The sequence below is a fragment of the Burkholderia sp. NLJ2 genome, assembly GCF_049487195.1.
GTDB lineage: Bacteria > Pseudomonadota > Gammaproteobacteria > Burkholderiales > Burkholderiaceae > Burkholderia > Burkholderia pyrrocinia.
On record NZ_CP137810.1, the window covers coordinates 54,868 to 73,647 of the forward strand.

Below are 18,780 nucleotides of genomic sequence, written 5' to 3' on the forward strand. Positions count from 1 at the left end.
CCTATGAGTACGACTGAGGATGACCCCACCCTACAGCCGACGGATGCGGCCGGCTTCGAAAAGCAGATCGAGGCGCTGCGGGCAAAAAACGACTATATCGGTTTGCCCAGCATAACGCTGGCCATGTGGCCACCTAGTGTGTTTTTTCGGGACGATGTATCAGATTCGCACATGTTCAACGAGCGCTATATCGAGCCGGATTTCGTTCGAGGGCAGTGCTTGCTGATTACGTATTTTTTTGCGTTGGCGCATCACCTCACGCTCGTGGCAGTCTTGTATTCGCTACTTCATGGATGGGGGGATATCAAACGAATTAATATGGTTGATTTATTTCAATCTGGCATCGTGTATCTTATTTTTTTATTCTGCTATGGATTTATCTTTATGTTTTCAGCCCTGGGTGCGATATCGCCGTCGCCGCGATTTAATCGCCAGGCGCAACTCGTGCACGTGCCGTGGGGCCGCCAGGTGCTGCATTTGCGGTGGGGAGACGTCCGGCCGTTCACGCAAATTGGCCAGACATTGAATGGTCGATTCCGTCTTCAGCTTTGCTTCCCCCAGCCACATCGAACGTTCGGTAAGGTATCCAAGGACTATATCCGTAAGCGTTACAGCGAGCCGTTCGATTTGGGTGGCGACTTCGCCGCTGGTGATGGCACAACCTTTTGGGCCAATTTGGATCGCCTCGAATTCATCCGTCGCTACATGGAGTGCGGCCTGGAGGCGATTCAGCCTGATGAACAGATGCGAAGGCTCGGCCGTGTGCGCAAGCCGAGCGGCTTTCTAGGAAACACGCCGAATCCGGATTGGTGGGATCTGTTTGTCAGTCGCCCCTTTATGCGCTTGCTCTACTGGTTTGCGACGGGACCGCTGATCGACTGGTGGGTGGCACGCAAGAGGGCCGCCTACCGGTGGCCCGAGGAGGTGGAGCGCTTGTGTGCCCCGGATGCGGATCTGAGTGGCTTCGACACGACGCCTGTCAGATCACGCACGGACGTGTTCTACCGCTATGCCGGTGATCGCGGTTACGAGCTGGTCGATGCCAAAGGGCGTCCGATCTTGAAAGCGAATGTGTCGTGATCGACGTGCTGGGTGAAAGCAACTACCTATGAGTACGACTGAGGACGACCCCACCCTACAGCCGACGGATGCGGCCGGCTTCGAAAAGCAGATCGAGGCACTCCGCGCCAAAAGCGACCATATCGGGTTGCCGGGCATCACGATAGCGATGTTGCCATCCAGGGTATGTTTCAGCGACGACGTTTCGGATTCGCGTATGTTCAACGAGCGTTATATCGAGCCAGATTTCTGGCGTGGGCGATGTTCGCTTGTCCTGTACCTCTGCGCGCTGATGCACCACTTCGTTCTCGTCTTGGTCATCTATGGGTTGTTAGGCGACTCGGTGGCGGTGGACATGGCACATGGAAACTATGTTTCGGCTCTACTCCCCAGTGTGATTTTCTATGCGGCTTCTCTCATATTTCTGGGATATTTTTTTTGGATCTGCTTCATCGGAGCAACATCTCTGTCGCCGCGATTCAACAGGAAGGCGCAGATTATTCACATGCTCGGAGTAAAAGACGAAGTTCTGCATGTAAATTGGCGTGACGTGCGACCATTCACGGAGTTAGGGCAAAGTTTGAATGGCCAATTCCAATTGCGTCTTTACTTTCCACACCCCCGTCAGATTTTTGGAAAAGTATCAAAAGAATTTATTAGAAGGTACTACAGTCAACCATATAATGTGGATGGCCATTTCGGTTCAGCCGATGGAACTACATTTTGGGCCAATCTGGATCGCCTCGAATTCATCCGTCGCTACATGGAGCACGGCCTGGAGGCGATCCAGCCTGATGATCATTTGCGGAGACTCGGCCGCGTACACAAACCAAGCGGTTTTCCTGTGAGCACACCCAACCCGGATTGGTGGGATCTGTATATCAGTCGCCCCTTTGTCCGCCTGCTCTACTGGTGTGCAACGGGACCGCTAATCGACTGGTGGGTGACACGCAAGAAGGCCGCCTACCGGTGGCCCGAGGAGGTGGAACGCTTGTGTGCCCCGGATGCGGATTTGAGCGGCTTCGACACGACACCTGTCAAATCGCGCACGGATGTCTTCTACCGCTATGCCGGTGATCGCGGCTATGAACTGGTCGACGCCAAAGGGCGTCCGATCTCGGTGTCAGTCGTGTCGCGATAGGGGCCACCGAAATCCGGCGTCCAACACAACGGATTTCATTGCTCGGAGCGAGAGGCGGGGAGCATTCCGGGGACCGAGTGCTGAATCGGATGCCTGCCCCGCATGAGGCATCAGCCATCACCGTTATCCGGGAACATGCGCGTCACCGAGAATGCAGACCGGGATAGAGCAGACGTAATGCGAATCCCGGTCATGCCTTGTATCGGTGTCGCGCCCCGTCAGACCGTCTCCGGCTGCCGCACGGCCTTCGCAACATCCCGCGCCAGCGCGCCGTTCGCGACGAAATACGGCACATCGACACGCGCGAGCGGTTGCTTGCCACGAATCTTGTCGGCGATCTTCTCGGCGATCATGATCGTCGGCGCATTCAGGTTGCCGGTCGTGATGATCGGCATGATCGACGCATCGACCACACGCAGGCCTTCCAGCCCGTGCACGCGTCCTTCTTCGTCAACCACTGCCATGTCGTCGTAGCCCATCTTGCACGAGCACGACGGATGGAACGCGGTCTCTGCGCGGGCCCGCACGAACGCATCGAGTTCGGTGTCGCTCTTGCAGTCGGCGCCCGGGTTCAGCTCGCGGCCGCGATAGCGGTCGAGCGCGGGCTGCCGCATGATCTCGCGCGTCGCGCGGATCGCATCGCGGAACTCGCGCCAGTCGAGCGCTTCGGCCATGTAGTTGAACAGGATGCTCGGATGCTGGTTCGGGTCGCGCGAGCGCAACTTCACGCGGCCGCGGCTCGGCGAGCGCATCGAGCCGACGTGCGCCTGGAAGCCGTGCATCTCGATCGCGTTCGAGCCGTTGTAGTTGATCGCCACCGGCAGGAAGTGATACTGGATGTTCGGCCAGGGATCGTCGTCGCGCGTGCGGATGAAACCGCCCGCCTCGAAGTGGTTGCTCGCGCCAAGGCCGGTGCCGTTCAGCATCCATTCGAGGCCGATCTTCGGCTGGTTCCACCACTTGAGCGCCGGGTACAGCGACACGGGCTCCTTGCACTCGTACTGGATGTACATCTCCAGATGGTCCTGCAGGTTCTGGCCGACACCGGGCAGGTCGAGCACGACGGGAATGTCGAGTTCCTTCAGCCACGCGCCGGGGCCGACGCCCGAGCGCTGCAGCAGTTGCGGCGACGCGATCGCGCCGCTGCACACGAGCACTTCGCGGCGCGCATGCGCGGTCGCGCGCTCGCTGCCGCGCAGGTACGTAACGCCCGATGCGCGCTTGCCGTCGAACAGGATGCGGTCGGCGAGTGCGTGCGTGACGATCTCGAGGTTGGGCCGTGCACGCGCCTGGTCGAGATAGCCGCGCGCGGTGCTCGCACGGCGGCCGCGCGGCGTGACGGTGCGGTCCATCGGGCCGAAGCCTTCCTGCTGATAGCCGTTCAGGTCGTCGGTGCGCGGATAACCGGCCTGCACGCCCGCGTCGACCATCGCTTCGAACAGCGGGTTCGCGCCCGGCTTGCTGGTCGTGACCGACACGGGGCCGTTGCCGCCGTGATAGTCGTTCGGGCCGACGTCGCGCGTCTCGGCTTTCTTGAAGTACGGCAGGCAGTCGAGATACGTCCAGTTCTCGAGGCCCTTGTGCGTCGACCAGTTGTCATAGTCGAGCGCGTTGCCGCGGATGTAGCACATCCCGTTGATCAGCGACGAGCCGCCGAGCCCCTTGCCGCGGCCGCATTCCATCCGGCGGTTGTCCATGTGCGGCTCGGGGTCGGTCTCGTACGCCCAGTTGTAGCGGCGGCCCTGCAGCGGATAGGCGAGGGCGGCCGGCATCTGCGTGCGGAAGTCGAAGCGGTAGTCGGGGCCACCCGCTTCGAGCAGCAGCACCGTGACGTCCGGATCTTCCGTCAGGCGCGTTGCGAGCACGTTGCCCGCGGAACCTGCGCCGCAGATGATGTAGTCGTATTCGCGTGTCGTCATGACGGGTTCTCCTCCTTCAAGAATCAAAACACCGGGTTGTAGCGGCCGAGCTCGACCTGCACCGACTTGATCCGAGTGTAGTGCTCGAGCGTCGTGATGCCGTTCTCGCGTCCGACACCGGATTGCTTGTATCCGCCAACCGGCATCTCGGCCGGCGATTCGCCCCACGTGTTGATCCAGCAGATGCCGGCTTCGAGGCGATGGATCGTGCGGTGCGCGCGCGACAGGTTCTCGGTCACGACGCCGGCCGCAAGGCCGAAGTGCGTGTCGTTCGCGCGGGCGATTACTTCGTCCTCCGATTCGAAATCGAGGATGCTCATCACCGGCCCGAAGATTTCCTCGCGGACGATCTTCATGTCGTCGCGGCAATCGCCGAACACGGTCGGCGCGACGTACTGGCCGCTGCCGAAGTGGCCGTCGGTCAGGCGCATGCCGCCGGCGAGCAGCTTCGCGCCTTCGGCCTTGCCGCTGTCGATGAAGCCGAGCACCTTGTCGAGCTGCGCGGCGGACACGAGCGGGCCGAAGTTGGTATCGGCATCGGTCGGCTTGCCGACGCGGATGCGCTTCACGCGTTCGAGCACGCGCTGCGTGAACGCGTCCTTGATCGAGCGGTGCACGAACACGCGCGTGCCGTTCGTGCAGACCTGGCCCGAGCTGAAGAAGTTGGCGGTCACCGCGATGTCGGCCGCGCGGTCGAGGTCCGCATCGTCGAACACGATCAGCGGCGACTTGCCGCCGAGCTCCATCGTCACTTCCTTCAGCGACGATGCGCCGGCCAGCGACATCACCTTCTTGCCCGTTTCGACGCCGCCGGTGAACGACACCTTCGCGATGTCCGGGTGGCCGGTGAGCAGCGCGCCGACCGAGCCGTCGCCCTGCACGACGTTGAACACGCCGGCCGGCACGCCGGCTTCCGTATAGATTTCCGCGAGCTTCAGCGCGGTCAGCGGCGTGACTTCGCTCGGCTTGAACACCATTGCATTGCCGGCGGCGAGTGCGGGCGCCGTCTTCCAGCACGCGATCTGGATCGGGTAGTTCCATGCGCCGATGCCCGCGCACACGCCGAGCGGTTCGCGGCGCGTGTAGACGAACGAATCGGCGCGCAGCGGCACCTGCAGCCCTTCGATCGCGGTCGCGAGGCCCGCGTAGTACTCGATCACGTCCGCGCCGGTGACGATGTCGACCGCGAGCGTTTCGCCGATCGGCTTGCCCGTGTCGCGCGTTTCGAGCGCCGCGAGCTCGTCGTTGCGCTCGCGCAGCAGGTCGACCGCGCGGCGCAGGATGCGCGAGCGCTGCATCGCGGTCATCGCGGCCCATTCGCGCTGGCCTTCCTGTGCGGACGCAACCGCGCGGTCGACGTCGGCCGCGCTCGCCTGCTGCACTTGTGCGAGCAGTTCGCCGGTGGCGGGATCGAAGGTGTCGAAAGTCTTGCCGCTCGTGGCGTCGACGTAACCGCCGCCGATGTAGAGGCGCTGCAAACCGAATACGGACATGAGTATCTCCTTGAGGGCGACTGAGTAGCGTCAGTCGGACGCGAGCAGCAGGTCGATGTAATCGTGGGCGAGCTTCAATGCCGCCCGGGTGTCGATCGGGCCGCCGGCGAGCGCGCCGCGCAGCCACAGGCCGTCGATCAGCGCGGCGAGGCCGCTGGCGGCTTCGCGCGCCTTCGCGAGCGGCAATGCCTTCGCGAATTCGGCGCACAGGTTCGAATGGAGGCGCCGCGTGTTGACGTGCTGCAGGCGCTTGAGCATCGGGTCGTGCATGCTCTGCGACCAGAACGCGAGCCACGTCTTCATCACGGGCGCGCTGACCTGTGTGTCGTCGAAGTTCGCGGCGACGACTGCACGCAGCCGCGAACGCGGATCCTTGCGAGCCGCCACGCGGCGGCGCGTGGTGGCCGACCACAAGTCGCGCAGCACGTGCCGCATCGTCGCTTCGAGCAGGCCGTCCTTGTCGCCGAAATAGTGGCTGACGATGCCCGTCGAGATGTTCGCGCGTTGCGCGACCGATGCGAGCGTCGTGCCGGGCAGGCCCGCTTCGTCGATCGAACGCAGCGTGGCGTCGATCAACTGTGCGCGGCGAATCTCCCGCATTCCGACTTTCGGCATCGCGACTCCGTTCGCCCGGACGGGCTATCCATGGAAGTCGAGAGCTTAGTGGTTTTTTATTGAACGATCAATCAATAAAAAATCGGGGTAGGGACCGATGAGGTGTGTCAGAAAAAGGGATCGATTGCCTTGGGCGATTGTGCAACTGCGGAAAAACGTTTGAAAGAAGGTTAAATAAAGAGAAGTTTGTTTAAAACGGATTCTAAAAGGCGGTGCAATACTTCGGAGCGTTCCAGGTCTTCGTTTTCATTACGGAATGAAGGATTGTTGAGGTTCTTGATATTCTCCGCGATGTGAAAAAAACGGGAGACGATCGTGTGGGGTGACGATTTCATGAAATGCGTTTAAATCGAATGATTGAAGTGGTATAAGGTATTGAATATTATGGAAATTTGTTCGATTCTTCACGGCTTTCCGGAATCTGGCGCAAACGATTGCCATGGCCTCCCGTGAGATTCCTCATACCACGAAAATTACGAAAAAAATTCGGATTCAGTGTATTTGGAGGTCTAATGGAAATGATCGTTGGGTGACTTGAGTAAGTAATATTGTCCGTATTAATATGGCGCCGCACTGCGAGGAATGAATCGGCGCCGCCGGCATTTGCCGCGGTGCGTCGGCCATGGGCGCGGAAAACGGCCGCGACCGGGCCCGCGCCAGCCATTGTGCACCTGCAGCATGCCGCGACGCCGAGACGCCGCATCCACCGGAGAACGACGATGCCGACCGAAAAACACGTGGTCCCGCTGCCGAATGGTCTGAAGGTCTACGTCGAACGGAACGTGTTCGACCCGGCGTTCGACACGGCGATGCTCGTCAACGGCGCGCTCGCGACGACCGCGTCGTTCGGGCAGACCGTCCAGTATCTCGGCGAGCGGATGAATACGATCTGCTTCGACCTGCCGTACGCGGGGCAGTCGCGCCAGCACAACCCGGGCTGCTTCATCCTGACCAAGGACGACGAAGCTGCGATCCTCCAGCATCTGGTCGAGCGCTTCGCGCCGGCGTTCCTGGTGTCGGTGTCGTGGGGCGGCGTCGCATCGCTGTTCGCGCTCGCCCGCGGCTGCCCGAGCGTGCGGCGTGCGGCGATCTGCTCGTTCTCGCCGTTCCTGAACGACGCGATGGTCGACTACGTGACGCGCGCACGCGACCACATCGCGGCCGGCGAGAACCTGAAGGCCGCGCAGTTGCTGAACGACACCGTCGGCCGCTACCTGCCGCGCATCATGAAGCTGTACAACTACCGGTATCTCACGCGCTTGCCGCGCGACGAGCAGGACCAGGTCGCGTTCCACGTCGACCAGATCCTGTCGCTGCAGCCCGAGCGCTACTTCAGCGAATTCTCGAACATCGGCTGCGAACTGCTGTTCCTGAACGGCGAGCGCGACGAATACACGACGCCGGCCGACGTCCGCCAGCTCGGCGCGCACGTGCCGCGCGCGCGGTTCGCGACGGTGCCGGACGCCGGCCATTTCCTCGACATCGAAGGCCGCGCGCAGCGCGAATACACGCGTGCGGCGCTGCTCGATTTCTTCTGCGACGGGTCGCCGGTCGCGGCCGGCCTCGCGCGCGCCGCCGCGCATGCGTGCGCGCCCGCGCCGATGCACGCGCTGTCGTCGTGACGCCGCACGTCGTGCCGCGGGCCCGCCCCGCGCATCCGAATTCCCATCCCAACGAGGCAGGCCAGCCGTGAATATCGTTCAGACCATCGCCATCGTCGTTCCCTGGGCCGCATGGCTCGCGTACTGGATCGCCACGTCGCAGGGCGTGAAGACGACCGTGCGCAAGGAAGCGTCGCGCTCGCGCACGCTGCAGTCGATTCCGCTGATCGTCGGCGGCGCGCTGATCATCCTGCCCGATCCGTCATGGCAGGCGTTGATTCCCGACTGGCAGCGCTTCGGCCTGCAGGCGCAGTGCGGGCTCGCGGTGCTGGTCGCGGGCCTGCTGTTCTCGGTGTGGGCGCGGCTGCATCTCGGCACGAACTGGAGCGTGTCCGTCACGCTGAAGGAAGACCACGAACTCGTCCGCACGGGGCCGTACGCGCTCGTGCGTCACCCGATCTACACGGGTTGCCTGCTCGCGCTCGTCGGCGCCGCGCTGATCGGCGGCGAATGGCGCGGCGTGATCGGCGTGCTGCTCGTGTTCGCGTCGCTCGCGTACAAGGTGCGCGTCGAGGAGAACTGGCTGACCGGGTATTTCGGGCCGGCGTACGCGCAGTACCGCCGCGAGGTCGCGGCGCTGATTCCCGGTTTCTACTGACACCCGCGAGGCGCGCGATGGCGAAGATGATCGTGACCGCGATCGGCTCGGCGGGCGACGTGCATCCGTTGCTCGGCGTCGCGCGCACGCTCGCGGCGCGCGGTCACGACGTCGTGTTCTGCACGCACGCGCCGTTCGAGGCGGCCGTGCGTCGCTGCGGTTTCGCATTCGTGCCGGTCGGCACCGCGGCCGAATACGAGGCCGCGATGGCGAATCCCGCGCTGTGGGACCCGCGCACGTCGTTCCGCACGCTTTGGCAGGTGATCGCGCCGATGCTGCGGCCGCATTACGACGCGCTGCGTGCGCTGACCGATGACGATACGGTGCTCGTCGGCACGCTGTGGGCGTTCTCCGCGCGCTTCATGCAGGAGCTGCACGGTACGCCGTACGTGTCGGTGCAGGTATCGCCGTCGACGCTGCTGTCCGCGCATGCGCCGCCGACGCACCCGCGCCTGACGATTCCCGCGCGCTGGCCGCTGGCGGTGAAATCGGCGCTGATGACGCTGATCGAGCGGCAGGTGCTCGACCGCGTGTGCGGCCCCGCGCTCGACGCAGTTCGCCGCGATCTCGGGCTTGCGCCCGCGCGGCGCGTGCTCGGCCGCTGGCTGCATTCGACCGACGGCGTGCTGTGCCTGTTTCCCGGCTGGTTCGCGCCGCCGCAGCCCGACTGGCCGTCGAATCATCTGCAAAGCGGCTTTCCGCTGTTCAACGATATCGCGACACCTGACGATGATGTGGCACTCGATGCGTTTCTCGCGGCCGGTGAGCCCCCGGTCGTGTTCACGGCCGGTTCGACACGCGTCGATCACGCGGCATACGCGCGCGCGGTGGCGGACGCGCTGCGCGCGACCGGCGCGCGCGGGATCCTGCTGACGCCGCACGATGCGGCGCCGGACGGCAACCGGCTGCTCGTGCGCCGCTTCGTGCCGATGCGCACGCTGCTGCCGCGTTGCCGCGCGCTCGTGCATCACGGCGGGATCGGCACCGCGGCGCTCGCGTACGAGGCCGGGATCGTGCAGGTCGTGACGCCGTTCGCGCACGACCAGTTCGACAACGCGCAACGCGTCGCGGCGAGCGGCTGCGGCGTGCGCGTCGACGGCCCGGTCGACGGCGCGCGTCTCGGCGCGGCGCTCGCGCACGTGCTCGACGAACCCGCATTCGCGGTGCATGCGGAGCGCGCCCGTGCGCTGCTCGCCGCCGCGCCGGAAGGCTGTCACGCGGCCGCCGATTTCATCGAATGGTTCGCGCCGAAGCGCAGGCGGGCGCCCGCGCGGGCCGATGTCGCGGCGGCCGGCGCATGAGCACCGCGTCGCCGCTTCACGACGGGCCCGTCGCGCCGTCCGCGTTCGACGCGCCGGCACCGGCCGCGCAGCCGGTGCGCGGCATCCGGCTCGCGCTGCTGACGTTCGCGCTGTCGCTCGCGACCTTCATTGAGGTGCTCGACTCGACCGTGACGAACGTCGCGGTGCCGGCGATCTCCGGCAGTCTCGGCGTATCGAACAGCCAGGGCACGTGGGTGATCAGTTCGTATTCGGTCGCGGCCGCGATCGCGGTGCCGCTGACGGGCTGGCTCGCGCGCCGCGTCGGCGAATTGCGGCTGTTCGTCGGCGCGGTGCTGCTGTTCACGCTGACGTCGCTGCTGTGCGGGCTCGCGCGCGACCTGCATGTGCTGGTGATCTGCCGCGCGCTGCAGGGGCTGTGCTCGGGGCCGATGGTGCCGCTGTCGCAGACGATCCTGCTGCGCACGTTCCCGCCGGACAAGCGCACGATCGCGCTCGCGCTGTGGGCGATGACGGTGCTGCTCGCGCCGATCTTCGGGCCGGTGGTCGGCGGCTGGATCGTCGACAACTTCTCGTGGCCATGGATCTTCCTGATCAACCTGCCGATCGGGCTGTTCTCGTTCGCGGTGTGCACCGCGATGCTGCGCCCCGACGCGCAGCGCGGCGCGGCCGGCCCGATCGACGTGCCGGGCATCGTGCTGCTCGTGATCGGCGTCGGCTCGCTGCAGGCGATGCTCGATCTCGGCCACGATCGCGGCTGGTTCGATTCGCCGCTGATCGTCACGCTCGCGGTGGTCGCGGGGCTCTCGATCGTATCGCTGCTGATCTGGGAGGCGGGCGAGGCGCATCCGGTCGTCGATCTCGGCCTGTTTCGCGATCGCACGTTCTCGTTCTGCGTACTGATCATCTCGCTCGGGATGATGAGCTTCTCGGTGGTCGGCGTCGTGTTCCCGCTGTGGATGCAGGCCGTGATGGGCTACAACGCGTTTCATGCCGGGCTCGCGACGGCATCGCTCGGCGTGCTCGCGCTCGTGTTCTCGATCCTCGTCGGCCTGTACGCGCATCGCTTCGACGCGCGGGTGCTCGCGACGGTGGGCTTCCTCGTGTTCGCGGGCGTGCTCGCGTGGGACGCGCATTTCACGCTGAAGATGACGTTCGCGCAGATCGCCGCGCCCGGCCTGATCCAGGGGATCGGGCTGCCGCTCTTCTTCATTCCGCTGACCGCCGCGACGCTGTCGCGCATTCCGGACGACCGGCTCGCCGCCGCGTCGAGCCTGTCGAACTTCCTGCGCACGCTGTCGGCCGCGTTCGGCACCGCGATGAGCGTGACGCTGTGGGACAACCGCGCGACCTATCACTACGACGTCGTGTCGCAATCCGTCACGCATGCGTCGGCGAACACGCAGCGCTTCGTGCATGCGCTGAACGCGATGGGCGTGGACGGCGTGCGCGAGCTGACGACGCTGCACCAGGTCGTGATGCAGCAGGCATACATGATGGCGACGAACGACATGTTCTGGATGGCGAGCATGACCTGCCTCGTGCTCGCCGCGATGATGTGGCTGACGCGGCCGAAGCGCGGCGCGGCGGCGTCCTTCGGACATTGAGGAGAGGAACATGACGACACTCGGCGCACTCGTGATCCTGTATCACCCGAGCGACGCGCAGCTCGAAGCGCTTGGTGCGTGGCGGCATGCGTGCGACGCGTTGCTCGTCGTCGACAACACGCCGCAGCCCGATGCGCGGGCGCGCGACCTGTGCGCGCGCGAAGGCATCGCGCTGTTGCATCACGGCAATCGTGGCGGGATCGCGGGCGCATACAACGCGGGGCTCGCGGCGCTGTTTCGCGATCGCATGGATGCGGTCGCGCTGTTCGATCAGGATTCCTCGGTGCCGGCCGCGTATTTCCCGACGATGCGCGATGTCTGCGCGGGGCTCGCGGGGCGCGCGTTCCTGGCCGGCCCGCGCATCTTCGACGAGAACGCGCGCAGCTTCCTGCCCGAACTGTCGACCAACGGGATCGGGCTGCGCCGCCTGCGCATCGAGCCGGGCGCGTCGCTGCAGCGCTGCGCATTCCTGATCTCGTCGGGCTGCGTCGTATCGCGCGACGCGTTCGACGTGCTCGGCCGGTTCGACGAGACGCTGTTCATCGATCACGTCGATACCGAATACAGCTTCCGCGCGCTGTCGCGCAACGTGCCGCTTTATGTCGTGCCGTCGCTGGTGCTGCCGCACCGGATCGGCGCGAAGCAGCGTCACACGATCGGCCCTTTTGAAATGACGTCGATGAATCACTCGTGGCAACGGCGCTACTACAGCGCGCGCAATGCGGTGCAGCTCGGGATGCAGTACGGGCTGCGCTTTCCGGTGGCGATCGTGCCGAACCTGCTGACCGTGTGGCAGGTCGTGCAGATCGCGCTCGTCGAGCGCGACAAGCGCGCGAAGCTCGCCGGCATCTTGTTCGGTGTCGCCGATGGCCTGTTCGGCCGGCTCGGTCCGCTCGAACGCACACGGCCACGGCTGGCCGCACGCGCGCAGCGCATTCAGCAGGGGTGAGGGGCGCGATGCGGCGTGTGAAGAAAGCGGCGGGTCTGGCGTGTGGCGTGCAACGCGGCTCGATGGTCGCGGCGATGGCCGTGTTGCTGGCGTTGGGCGGATGCGTGCCGTCGGGCTTCCTGCCTTCGCTGTTGCTGCGCGCGCCGGCCGGCGATGCGCTCGCGCACACGGCCGGCCCCGGCGCGAACGGCGCATGGCCGGCGCCCGACTGGGTGAAGCAGTTGCAGGATCCGCAGCTCGACGCACTGGTGGCGGAGGCCTCGCAGAACAACCCCGATCTGCAGGTCGCACAGGCGCGGCTGCGGATCGCGCAGGCGCAGCTTCAGCAGTTCGATTCGTTGACGGGGCTGACGGGCACGGCCGGTGCCACGGTCAGCCGCGCGCGGATGCCGAAGCCGGGCGACGACGTCGCCAACGTGTCGGTCGGCGGCTATCGCGTGCCGGTCGAGATCTTCGGCGATCCGAACGTATCGCCGTCGTCGGTGTTCGTCGGGCTCAACTACCAGCTCGACCTGTGGGGCAAGAACCGCGCCGCGACGAAGAGCCTGATGTCGCTGCGCGACGCGGCGGGTGTCGAGGCCGAACAGGTGCGGCTCACGCTCGCCGTCGCGATCGTCACCGTGTACTGCCAGCTCGATCAGGCGTACGCGGTGCGCGACCTGCTGCAGCAGAAGCTGAAGATCAGCCAGCGCGTGACGGCGGTGTTGCGCGAGCGCACCGCGCGCGGCCTCGACAACGCGTACGACGCGAGCGACGCATCGATCAAGCGCACCCGCCTGCTCGAACAGATCGCGCTGAACGACGAGCAGATCAAGCTCGCGCAACTGCAGCTCGGCGTGCTGTCGGGGCGCGGCCCCGAGCGCGGGCTCGCGCTGCAGCGGCCGCGCGTCGGCGCGTTCGCGGGCAACGCCGTGCCGTCGCGGCTGCCGGCCGACCTGCTTGGCCGCCGGCCCGACATCGTCGCCGCGCGGCTGCGCGTCGAAGCCGCGTTCGCGAATGCCGATTCGACGCGTGCGCAGTTCTATCCGGACGTGAACCTCGTCGCGCTCGGCGGCGTGTTCGCGCTGACGCCCGCGTCGCTGTTCTCGCGCGACTCGCTCGCAGGTTCCGTCGGCCCCGCGATCTCGCTGCCGATCTTCGATCGCGGCCGGCTCAAAGCGAAGCTCGGTGCGGATGTCGCGCAGGCCGACGTCGCGATCGGGCTGTACAACAAGACCGTCGACGATGCGCTCGGGCAAGTCGCGCAGATCGTCACGTCGCTGCAGACCTCGCAGACGCTCGTCACGCAGCAGCAGGACGCGGTGGCGGCCGCGCAGAAGATCGTGCAGATCGCGGCCGACCGCCACCGGCGCGGCGTGCTGATGCAGAAGGATGTCGATGTCGCGGATCTCACGCTGATCGACGAGCGCGCGCAGATGATCGGGTTGCTCGGCCGGCAACGGACGCTGCGCGTCGGGTTGATCGGCGCGCTGGGCGGCGGGTTCGATGCGGGCGCAACGGTTGCGCAGGCACCGGCCGTGCATCAGGCGCGCAGCGGAGCGGCACGGCGCGGTGCGGCGAGCGCTGGGGCGGCTGCGGTCGCGAATCGGGCGGCGGCAGCTGTTTCCGCCGATGCGCGTCAGGGACGCAGTGTCGTGCCGCCGGCTACCGGCACGGCGAGTGCCGCACCTGCACCTGCACCTGCACCTGCACCTGCACCTGCACCTGCACCTGCACCTGCACCTGCACCTGCACCTGCACCCGCACCGCGCGACGACGCGGTGCATCCGTCGACGATCGGTGCGACCCACCCCGGCGCGACGCCTCGCGGTACGCCTGTTCTCGCGCGCACGGCATCGGCGAGCCCGGCGCCGGGCCCGTCGGTCACGCCGGCGATCCCCGTCTTCCAGCACGATCGTCTGATCGTTACGCAAAGCGACTGATGCACCACGACAACCTTCATACCGCCGCGCAGCCGGCCGCGCTGAACGACCCGGCTCTCGATGCGCGCCGCGCGACGCGCCGCAAGCGCTTCACCGTGTTCTTCGCGGTCGTGCTGGTGGCCGCGCTCGCATGGATCGCGTACTGGCTGTTGAGCGACCGCTATTACGAAGACACCGACGACGCGTATGTCGCGGGCAGCATCGTGCAGGTCGCCGCGCAGGTTCCCGGCGCCGTGACCGACGTGCTGGTCGCCGATACGCAGGCCGTGCGCGCCGGACAGACGCTCGTGCGGCTCGACGACACCGAGGCGTCCGTCGCGTTCGCACAGGCGAAGGCGCAGCTCGCGCAGGCCGTGCGGCAGGTCGCGAACGCGAAGATTTCGAACACGATGTACGTCGAGGCCGTGAACGCGCGGCGTGCCGACCTGTCGCTCGCGCAGCGTGCGTTCGCGGCGCGCTCGGGCGCATCGGTCGAGATCGTCGCGCCCGAGGAACTGGCGCGTGCGCGCGCGGCGGTGGCCGGCGCGCAGGCGAATCTCTCTGCCGCGCAGGCGCAGCTCGATGCCGCGCGCGCGCTCGGCAGCAAGCTGCCGGTCGACGAAAGCCCGGCCGTCGTGCAGGCAGCCGCGCAGTTCAAGCTCGCGTACCGGAACCTGAAGCGCACGACGATCGTCGCGCCCGTCGACGGCACGATCGGGCAGCGCTCGGTGCAGGTCGGCCAGCAGGTCGGGCCCGGCGTGCCGCTGATGTCGGTCGTGCAGTTGAACCGGCTGTGGATCGAGGCGAATTTCAAGGAAGGGCAGATCCGCCACATGCGCGTCGGGCAGCCGGTCGAGGTCGTGTCGGACCTGTACGGCACGCGCGTGGCCTATCGCGGTCGCGTGCAGGGTTTCTCGGCGGGCACGGGCAGTGCGTTCTCGATGCTGCCGTCGCAGAACGCGGCCGGCAACTGGATCAAGGTCGTGCAGCGCGTGCCGGTCGTGATCGCGATCGATCCGCGCGATCTCGCCGCACACCCGCTGCGTGTCGGTCTGTCGATGCGCGCGACGGTCGACACGCACGATCGCAACGGCCACGCGCTCGACAGCGAGCCGCCGACGCCGGCCGTCAGCACGCGCGTGCACGACGGTGTCGCGAGCGAGGCCGATGCGGCCGCCGCGGCGGTCATTCGCGAGCATCAGGGCGGGTGAGGGCTTTGGCGCTCGATTGGCCGCGGGCAATCGGACAACGTATCAGCCGACAAGCCCTAACGCAGGTATTGCGTACGTTGCGAGATGAAACAGTATGACGAAGAGGGGCGCGCAATCGAACACGATTCCCCACTTGTGCGCAGACCATCGCTGATCCGCGATGGCGTTGAGTATGGGGAAAGCGATGGACGGGCGGAGTCGCCATCCTGCCGGCAGCAGACGAAAAAATAGATGATGCCGATTCGTTCGTTAAACTTGCTCTGTCAATCCCGGCCCATGATATTTTTGGGCTTGCCTGGGCGAAATCGATAGGTGCATTACTCCGCGAGTCGACAAATCATTGAGGGTGACAATCGCACTCAACTTGATACGCAGCGATCGCTCGGTGCGTTTGTGGTGCGATGTGCACACAGAAGAATAATGAAAGTGGCCCGCGTCGATCGGGCCGCGTGATTACTTCGCGAAGTGATCGGCAAGGTAAAGGGTGCTGGTAACGACAAGAATTGCGATGCCCCATAGCGCCCACTTTCTGACCGGCCATCGCTTCCAAGCAACCGCGTTAAGTGCGCAGAATGCTATAGCGGGGCCGCAAAGATACGAAATCAATACCGGTGCAACCCACCAAGGAGTCGCGCATTTGCCTAGCTCGTTGCAGCCAGTCGCGATGCGGTCAGGTCTTGCGGACCCGTGGACATGACTGAACGTGTAGAAGAAAGTCCATGTGACGAGCAATCCGAACAGCAAGCCGCATAGCGATATCGCAATTCGTTTCACTTGATTTCCCAAAATAGAATTTTCTTCGATCCGCCAAGGTCGGAATACGCGGCTTGCGAAAACAAGGTTTCTCCCTGTCGAAACGACGAAGTCCCGAAGTATCGTCCCCATGTCGCGAAGCCATTCCAAAAGCTACTAACTGTTAAGCGTGAGCCGTTCCAGAGATCTATGTGTCCGCCTGTCGCACTTGATGCGGATTCGCCGTCCCGTGTCCAATACTTTGAGAACTGAATGATACCTGTACGGCCCTTGACCTTAGATTCCCAATCTGGTCCTGTGATGTTCTCGGCTTTTGGAAGACCGGAAAATGGTTGTAACTGCAACCATTCGCCTAGTTCATCGGCGCGTGTCGCTGTCGACTTTCCGTCAAGCATGATGCGTCCGATTGTCTTTGCACCTGATATCGGCTTGACCGTTTTTGAATTGAACGACTTCATATCGACGCCGACACGATGCAACGTGACACTTAAGCGGATGGCGCATTGATTCTTGTATGCCGGATCGTCGTACGGGTTGCCGGAAGGGAAGTTATCCCACAGCTCTTTGAACGTGATTGCAGGAACAGGAATCGACTTCTGAGATCGTGGTGTGTCGTTTGAGCGGACCTTTGACGGTTTGGTATGCGGCATTGTTATTCGTCCCCGTGTTGCTTCGCAAGTGCATCGTCGCCCCAGAAGACTGTGTAGTGGTCAGGGTTGTCTCCGGTATGGATTCGCGGCAAGACTCCGTCCGTACCAAGACGGCCGGAATGCACGCGCCCGTCTGCCGTTTCGATGTAGTAGGGTAAGCCATCCACCTGATGTTCGGTTGCCCTCACGGAGGTATCCGGAATTTCGTGTGTGAGGCGGGTTAAAACTCAGATTCCGATACTAAAGCGCTCTGGGTAAAGCAGCGCGAACTGGGTCATCGCGCTCTTCCAATCGTGCCGGGAGCCGGTCCACTTGGCAACGACGTTGCGCAGCGCCAGCCAGATCAGCTTCAGCGCGGCCTCGTCCGACGGGAAGTGGCCGCGCGCCTTGATGATCTTGCGAAGCTGCATGTGCAGCGACTCAATGGCGTTCGTGGTGTAAATGATCTTCCGGATGTCCGGCGCGAACGCGTAGAAGGGAATCACCTGCTCCCAGGCTCGCCGCCAGAGCGCGGCAATTGGCGGGTATTTCGTGCCCCACGGTCCAGCGTCGAACGCGTCCAGCGCCACGGCGGCCGCCTCGGCCGTCGGTGCCCGGTAGATCTCCTTGAGCGCGGCGGCAGCCGACTTGCGATCTTTCCAGCTCGCGAAGTCCAGCGAGTTGCGGATCAGATGCACGATGCAGGTCTGAACCGTCGTTTCCGGGAACACGGTGTTAATCGCTTCCGGGAAGCCCTTCAGGCCGTCGACCACGGCGATCAGGATGTCCTGCACGCCACGCAGTTTCAGGTCGTTGACGACCCGCAGCCAGAACTTGGCGCCCTCGGTCTGCTCGATCCAGAGGCCGAGCACATCACGTGTGCCGTCGCGGCGCACGCCGAGCGCCAAGTAGATCGCCTTGTTGCGGACCACGCCTTCGTCGCGAATCTTGACGCGCAAGGCGTCAAAGAACACGACCGGATACATCGGCTCGAGCGGCCGCTGCTGCCATTCACGCACTTCGTCGATCACCGCGTCGGTCACTGTACTGATGAAGTCCGGCGATACCTCGATGCCGTACATCTCCAGCAGGAACCCCTGAATCTCCCGCACGCTCATGCCGCGCGCGTACATCGCGATGATCTTGTCGTCGAAGCCGGTAAAACGTCGCTCGCCCTTGGCAATGAGCACCGGATCGAACGTTCCTTCGCGGTCACGCGGAATCTCGACGTCGAGCAGGTCGTCGTCGGTCGTGATGCGCTTGCGACTGGTGCCGTTGCGGTGGTTCGTGCTGTCCGACGGCTTGGCCTCGCCCTTCTCGTAGCCGAGATGGTGGGTCAGTTCGCCGCCCAGCGCCCGCTCGAAGATCGCCTTCTTGAGCGCGGCAAGCTGCTCGTTGATCGTCGCCCGGTCCAGCGTTCCGGGCACCAGTTGCTTGATCAGTTCCGGGTCCAGGTTCAAGCCCTTGCCCGGTTCGATCGTCACTTCTTCCTTGCGTTTGCGTGGCATAAAAGTGGCTCCTTGGTCGCCAGTTTATGCCTCGCACACAAAGTTTCGGATAGGCTCGCCCTCACTTGCTCGTCGAAGGCCCCTTTTTTGATCGACGCGACGCCGCCAGTTGTAGTGAGGCTCGAAATCACCCTCCCGCTGCCTTCTACTCGGTCATCGCACCATTTTTCGCCACCGAGCGATGCGACGATGTGTGGGGGTGTCGGGCACGCGCAAATCACGATGTCGCCATCTAGCGCGACTTCGCCCATGAATTTTATTCGATATGGCCCGCCTGACTTGGCGATAACTCCAGGACGCTTGCATGCGGCACAGAAAGCCTGTCCGCCGATCAGGGCGGCTTGATGGCTGCCCATCTTGAACGCCGGCCCGCTATATGTGCTTATCTGACCGCCGCTCGACAGCGTGTCGCCTACTACTGCGATTCGTCGCATCATGTTTTGAGTCTCCCCCGGA

The 18,780-nt window shown here is 64.5% G+C and carries 15 protein-coding genes; 9 read left to right on the plus strand and 6 right to left on the minus strand.

Features of this window, described 5'->3' with window-relative positions; all coding sequences use genetic code 11:
- The first annotated feature begins 3 nt into the window (after window positions 1-3).
- Window positions 4-1,080: a hypothetical protein gene (locus R9B84_RS22595; protein WP_423762327.1), complete on the plus strand. Its 1,077-nt coding sequence runs from the start codon at window positions 4-6 to the stop codon at window positions 1,078-1,080.
- 28 nt (window positions 1,081-1,108) lie between these two features.
- Window positions 1,109-2,200, plus strand: a complete 1,092-nt coding sequence (locus tag R9B84_RS22600) for a hypothetical protein (protein WP_423762328.1) — start codon at window positions 1,109-1,111, stop codon at window positions 2,198-2,200.
- Between the two features lie 218 nt (window positions 2,201-2,418).
- Here the strand turns inward: R9B84_RS22600 and betA are convergent, their stop codons facing one another.
- Genes betA through betI form a run of 3 tightly spaced genes read right to left on the minus strand, consistent with a single transcriptional unit; the run spans window position 2,419 to window position 6,227 of the window.
- The gene (betA, locus tag R9B84_RS22605) at window positions 2,419-4,119 is read right to left on the minus strand and encodes a choline dehydrogenase (protein WP_423762329.1); all 1,701 of its coding nucleotides are present in this window, start codon (window positions 4,117-4,119) and stop codon (window positions 2,419-2,421) included.
- Window positions 4,120-4,142: 23 nt separating this feature from the next.
- Window positions 4,143-5,612, minus strand: a complete 1,470-nt coding sequence (gene betB, locus R9B84_RS22610) for a betaine-aldehyde dehydrogenase (protein WP_423762330.1) — start codon at window positions 5,610-5,612, stop codon at window positions 4,143-4,145.
- 30 nt (window positions 5,613-5,642) lie between these two features.
- Window positions 5,643-6,227 (minus strand): transcriptional regulator BetI, encoded by a 585-nt coding sequence (betI, locus tag R9B84_RS22615; protein WP_006480642.1) that lies wholly within the window; start codon window positions 6,225-6,227, stop codon window positions 5,643-5,645.
- A 719-nt stretch (window positions 6,228-6,946) separates the two neighbouring features.
- Between betI and R9B84_RS22620 the strand changes: the two genes are divergently transcribed.
- From R9B84_RS22620 to R9B84_RS22650, 7 genes are all read left to right on the plus strand, one after another.
- Window positions 6,947-7,849 carry an alpha/beta fold hydrolase gene (locus R9B84_RS22620; RefSeq protein ID WP_423762331.1) on the plus strand — a complete coding sequence of 301 codons (903 nt, stop codon included), beginning with the start codon at window positions 6,947-6,949 and terminating at the stop codon, window positions 7,847-7,849.
- Window positions 7,850-7,916: 67 nt separating this feature from the next.
- Window positions 7,917-8,486 carry a methyltransferase family protein gene (locus R9B84_RS22625; protein WP_423762332.1) on the plus strand — a complete coding sequence of 190 codons (570 nt, stop codon included), beginning with the start codon at window positions 7,917-7,919 and terminating at the stop codon, window positions 8,484-8,486.
- A 17-nt stretch (window positions 8,487-8,503) separates the two neighbouring features.
- Window positions 8,504-9,787 (plus strand): glycosyltransferase, encoded by a 1,284-nt coding sequence (locus R9B84_RS22630; protein ID WP_423762333.1) that lies wholly within the window; start codon window positions 8,504-8,506, stop codon window positions 9,785-9,787.
- Window positions 9,784-11,373: a DHA2 family efflux MFS transporter permease subunit gene (locus R9B84_RS22635; protein ID WP_423762334.1), complete on the plus strand. Its 1,590-nt coding sequence runs from the start codon at window positions 9,784-9,786 to the stop codon at window positions 11,371-11,373. The genes R9B84_RS22630 and R9B84_RS22635 overlap by 4 nt, the downstream gene beginning before the upstream one ends.
- A 10-nt stretch (window positions 11,374-11,383) precedes the next feature.
- Complete coding sequence (locus R9B84_RS22640) at window positions 11,384-12,322, plus strand: glycosyltransferase family 2 protein (protein WP_423762335.1); 939 nt, start codon at window positions 11,384-11,386, stop codon at window positions 12,320-12,322.
- An 8-nt stretch (window positions 12,323-12,330) separates the two neighbouring features.
- Entirely contained in the window at window positions 12,331-14,244 is a 1,914-nt protein-coding gene (locus R9B84_RS22645; RefSeq protein WP_423762336.1) for an efflux transporter outer membrane subunit, read from the plus strand.
- Window positions 14,244-15,434, plus strand: a complete 1,191-nt coding sequence (locus R9B84_RS22650) for an efflux RND transporter periplasmic adaptor subunit (RefSeq protein ID WP_423762337.1) — start codon at window positions 14,244-14,246, stop codon at window positions 15,432-15,434. The genes R9B84_RS22645 and R9B84_RS22650 overlap by 1 nt, the downstream gene beginning before the upstream one ends.
- A 770-nt stretch (window positions 15,435-16,204) precedes the next feature.
- Here R9B84_RS22650 and R9B84_RS22655 read toward each other — a convergent pair.
- The 3 genes from R9B84_RS22655 to R9B84_RS22665 form a co-directional block, all read right to left on the minus strand.
- Entirely contained in the window at window positions 16,205-16,837 is a 633-nt protein-coding gene (locus R9B84_RS22655) for a type VI secretion system amidase effector protein Tae4 (protein ID WP_423762338.1), read from the minus strand.
- Between the two features lie 227 nt (window positions 16,838-17,064).
- Window positions 17,065-18,324: an IS256 family transposase gene (locus R9B84_RS22660; RefSeq protein WP_027787261.1), complete on the minus strand. Its 1,260-nt coding sequence runs from the start codon at window positions 18,322-18,324 to the stop codon at window positions 17,065-17,067.
- Window positions 18,297-18,761, minus strand: coding sequence for a PAAR domain-containing protein (locus R9B84_RS22665; protein WP_423762339.1), 465 nt, complete (start codon window positions 18,759-18,761; stop codon window positions 18,297-18,299). Before R9B84_RS22665 ends, R9B84_RS22660 begins: the two co-directional genes overlap by 28 nt.
- Window positions 18,762-18,780 lie beyond the last annotated feature (19 nt).

Coding starts and splice junctions, on each gene's coding strand:
- R9B84_RS22595 (WP_423762327.1), top strand. CDS start 4: ATGAGTACGACTGAGGATGACCCCACCCTACAGCCGACGGATGCGGCC.
- R9B84_RS22600 (WP_423762328.1), top strand. CDS start 1,109: ATGAGTACGACTGAGGACGACCCCACCCTACAGCCGACGGATGCGGCC.
- betA (WP_423762329.1), bottom strand. CDS start 4,119: ATGACGACACGCGAATACGACTACATCATCTGCGGCGCAGGTTCCGCG.
- betB (WP_423762330.1), bottom strand. CDS start 5,612: ATGTCCGTATTCGGTTTGCAGCGCCTCTACATCGGCGGCGGTTACGTC.
- betI (WP_006480642.1), bottom strand. CDS start 6,227: ATGCCGAAAGTCGGAATGCGGGAGATTCGCCGCGCACAGTTGATCGAC.
- R9B84_RS22620 (WP_423762331.1), top strand. CDS start 6,947: ATGCCGACCGAAAAACACGTGGTCCCGCTGCCGAATGGTCTGAAGGTC.
- R9B84_RS22630 (WP_423762333.1), top strand. CDS start 8,504: ATGGCGAAGATGATCGTGACCGCGATCGGCTCGGCGGGCGACGTGCAT.
- R9B84_RS22635 (WP_423762334.1), top strand. CDS start 9,784: ATGAGCACCGCGTCGCCGCTTCACGACGGGCCCGTCGCGCCGTCCGCG.
- R9B84_RS22640 (WP_423762335.1), top strand. CDS start 11,384: ATGACGACACTCGGCGCACTCGTGATCCTGTATCACCCGAGCGACGCG.
- R9B84_RS22645 (WP_423762336.1), top strand. CDS start 12,331: ATGCGGCGTGTGAAGAAAGCGGCGGGTCTGGCGTGTGGCGTGCAACGC.
- R9B84_RS22650 (WP_423762337.1), top strand. CDS start 14,244: ATGCACCACGACAACCTTCATACCGCCGCGCAGCCGGCCGCGCTGAAC.
- R9B84_RS22655 (WP_423762338.1), bottom strand. CDS start 16,837: ATGCCGCATACCAAACCGTCAAAGGTCCGCTCAAACGACACACCACGA.
- R9B84_RS22660 (WP_027787261.1), bottom strand. CDS start 18,324: ATGCCACGCAAACGCAAGGAAGAAGTGACGATCGAACCGGGCAAGGGC.
- R9B84_RS22665 (WP_423762339.1), bottom strand. CDS start 18,761: ATGATGCGACGAATCGCAGTAGTAGGCGACACGCTGTCGAGCGGCGGT.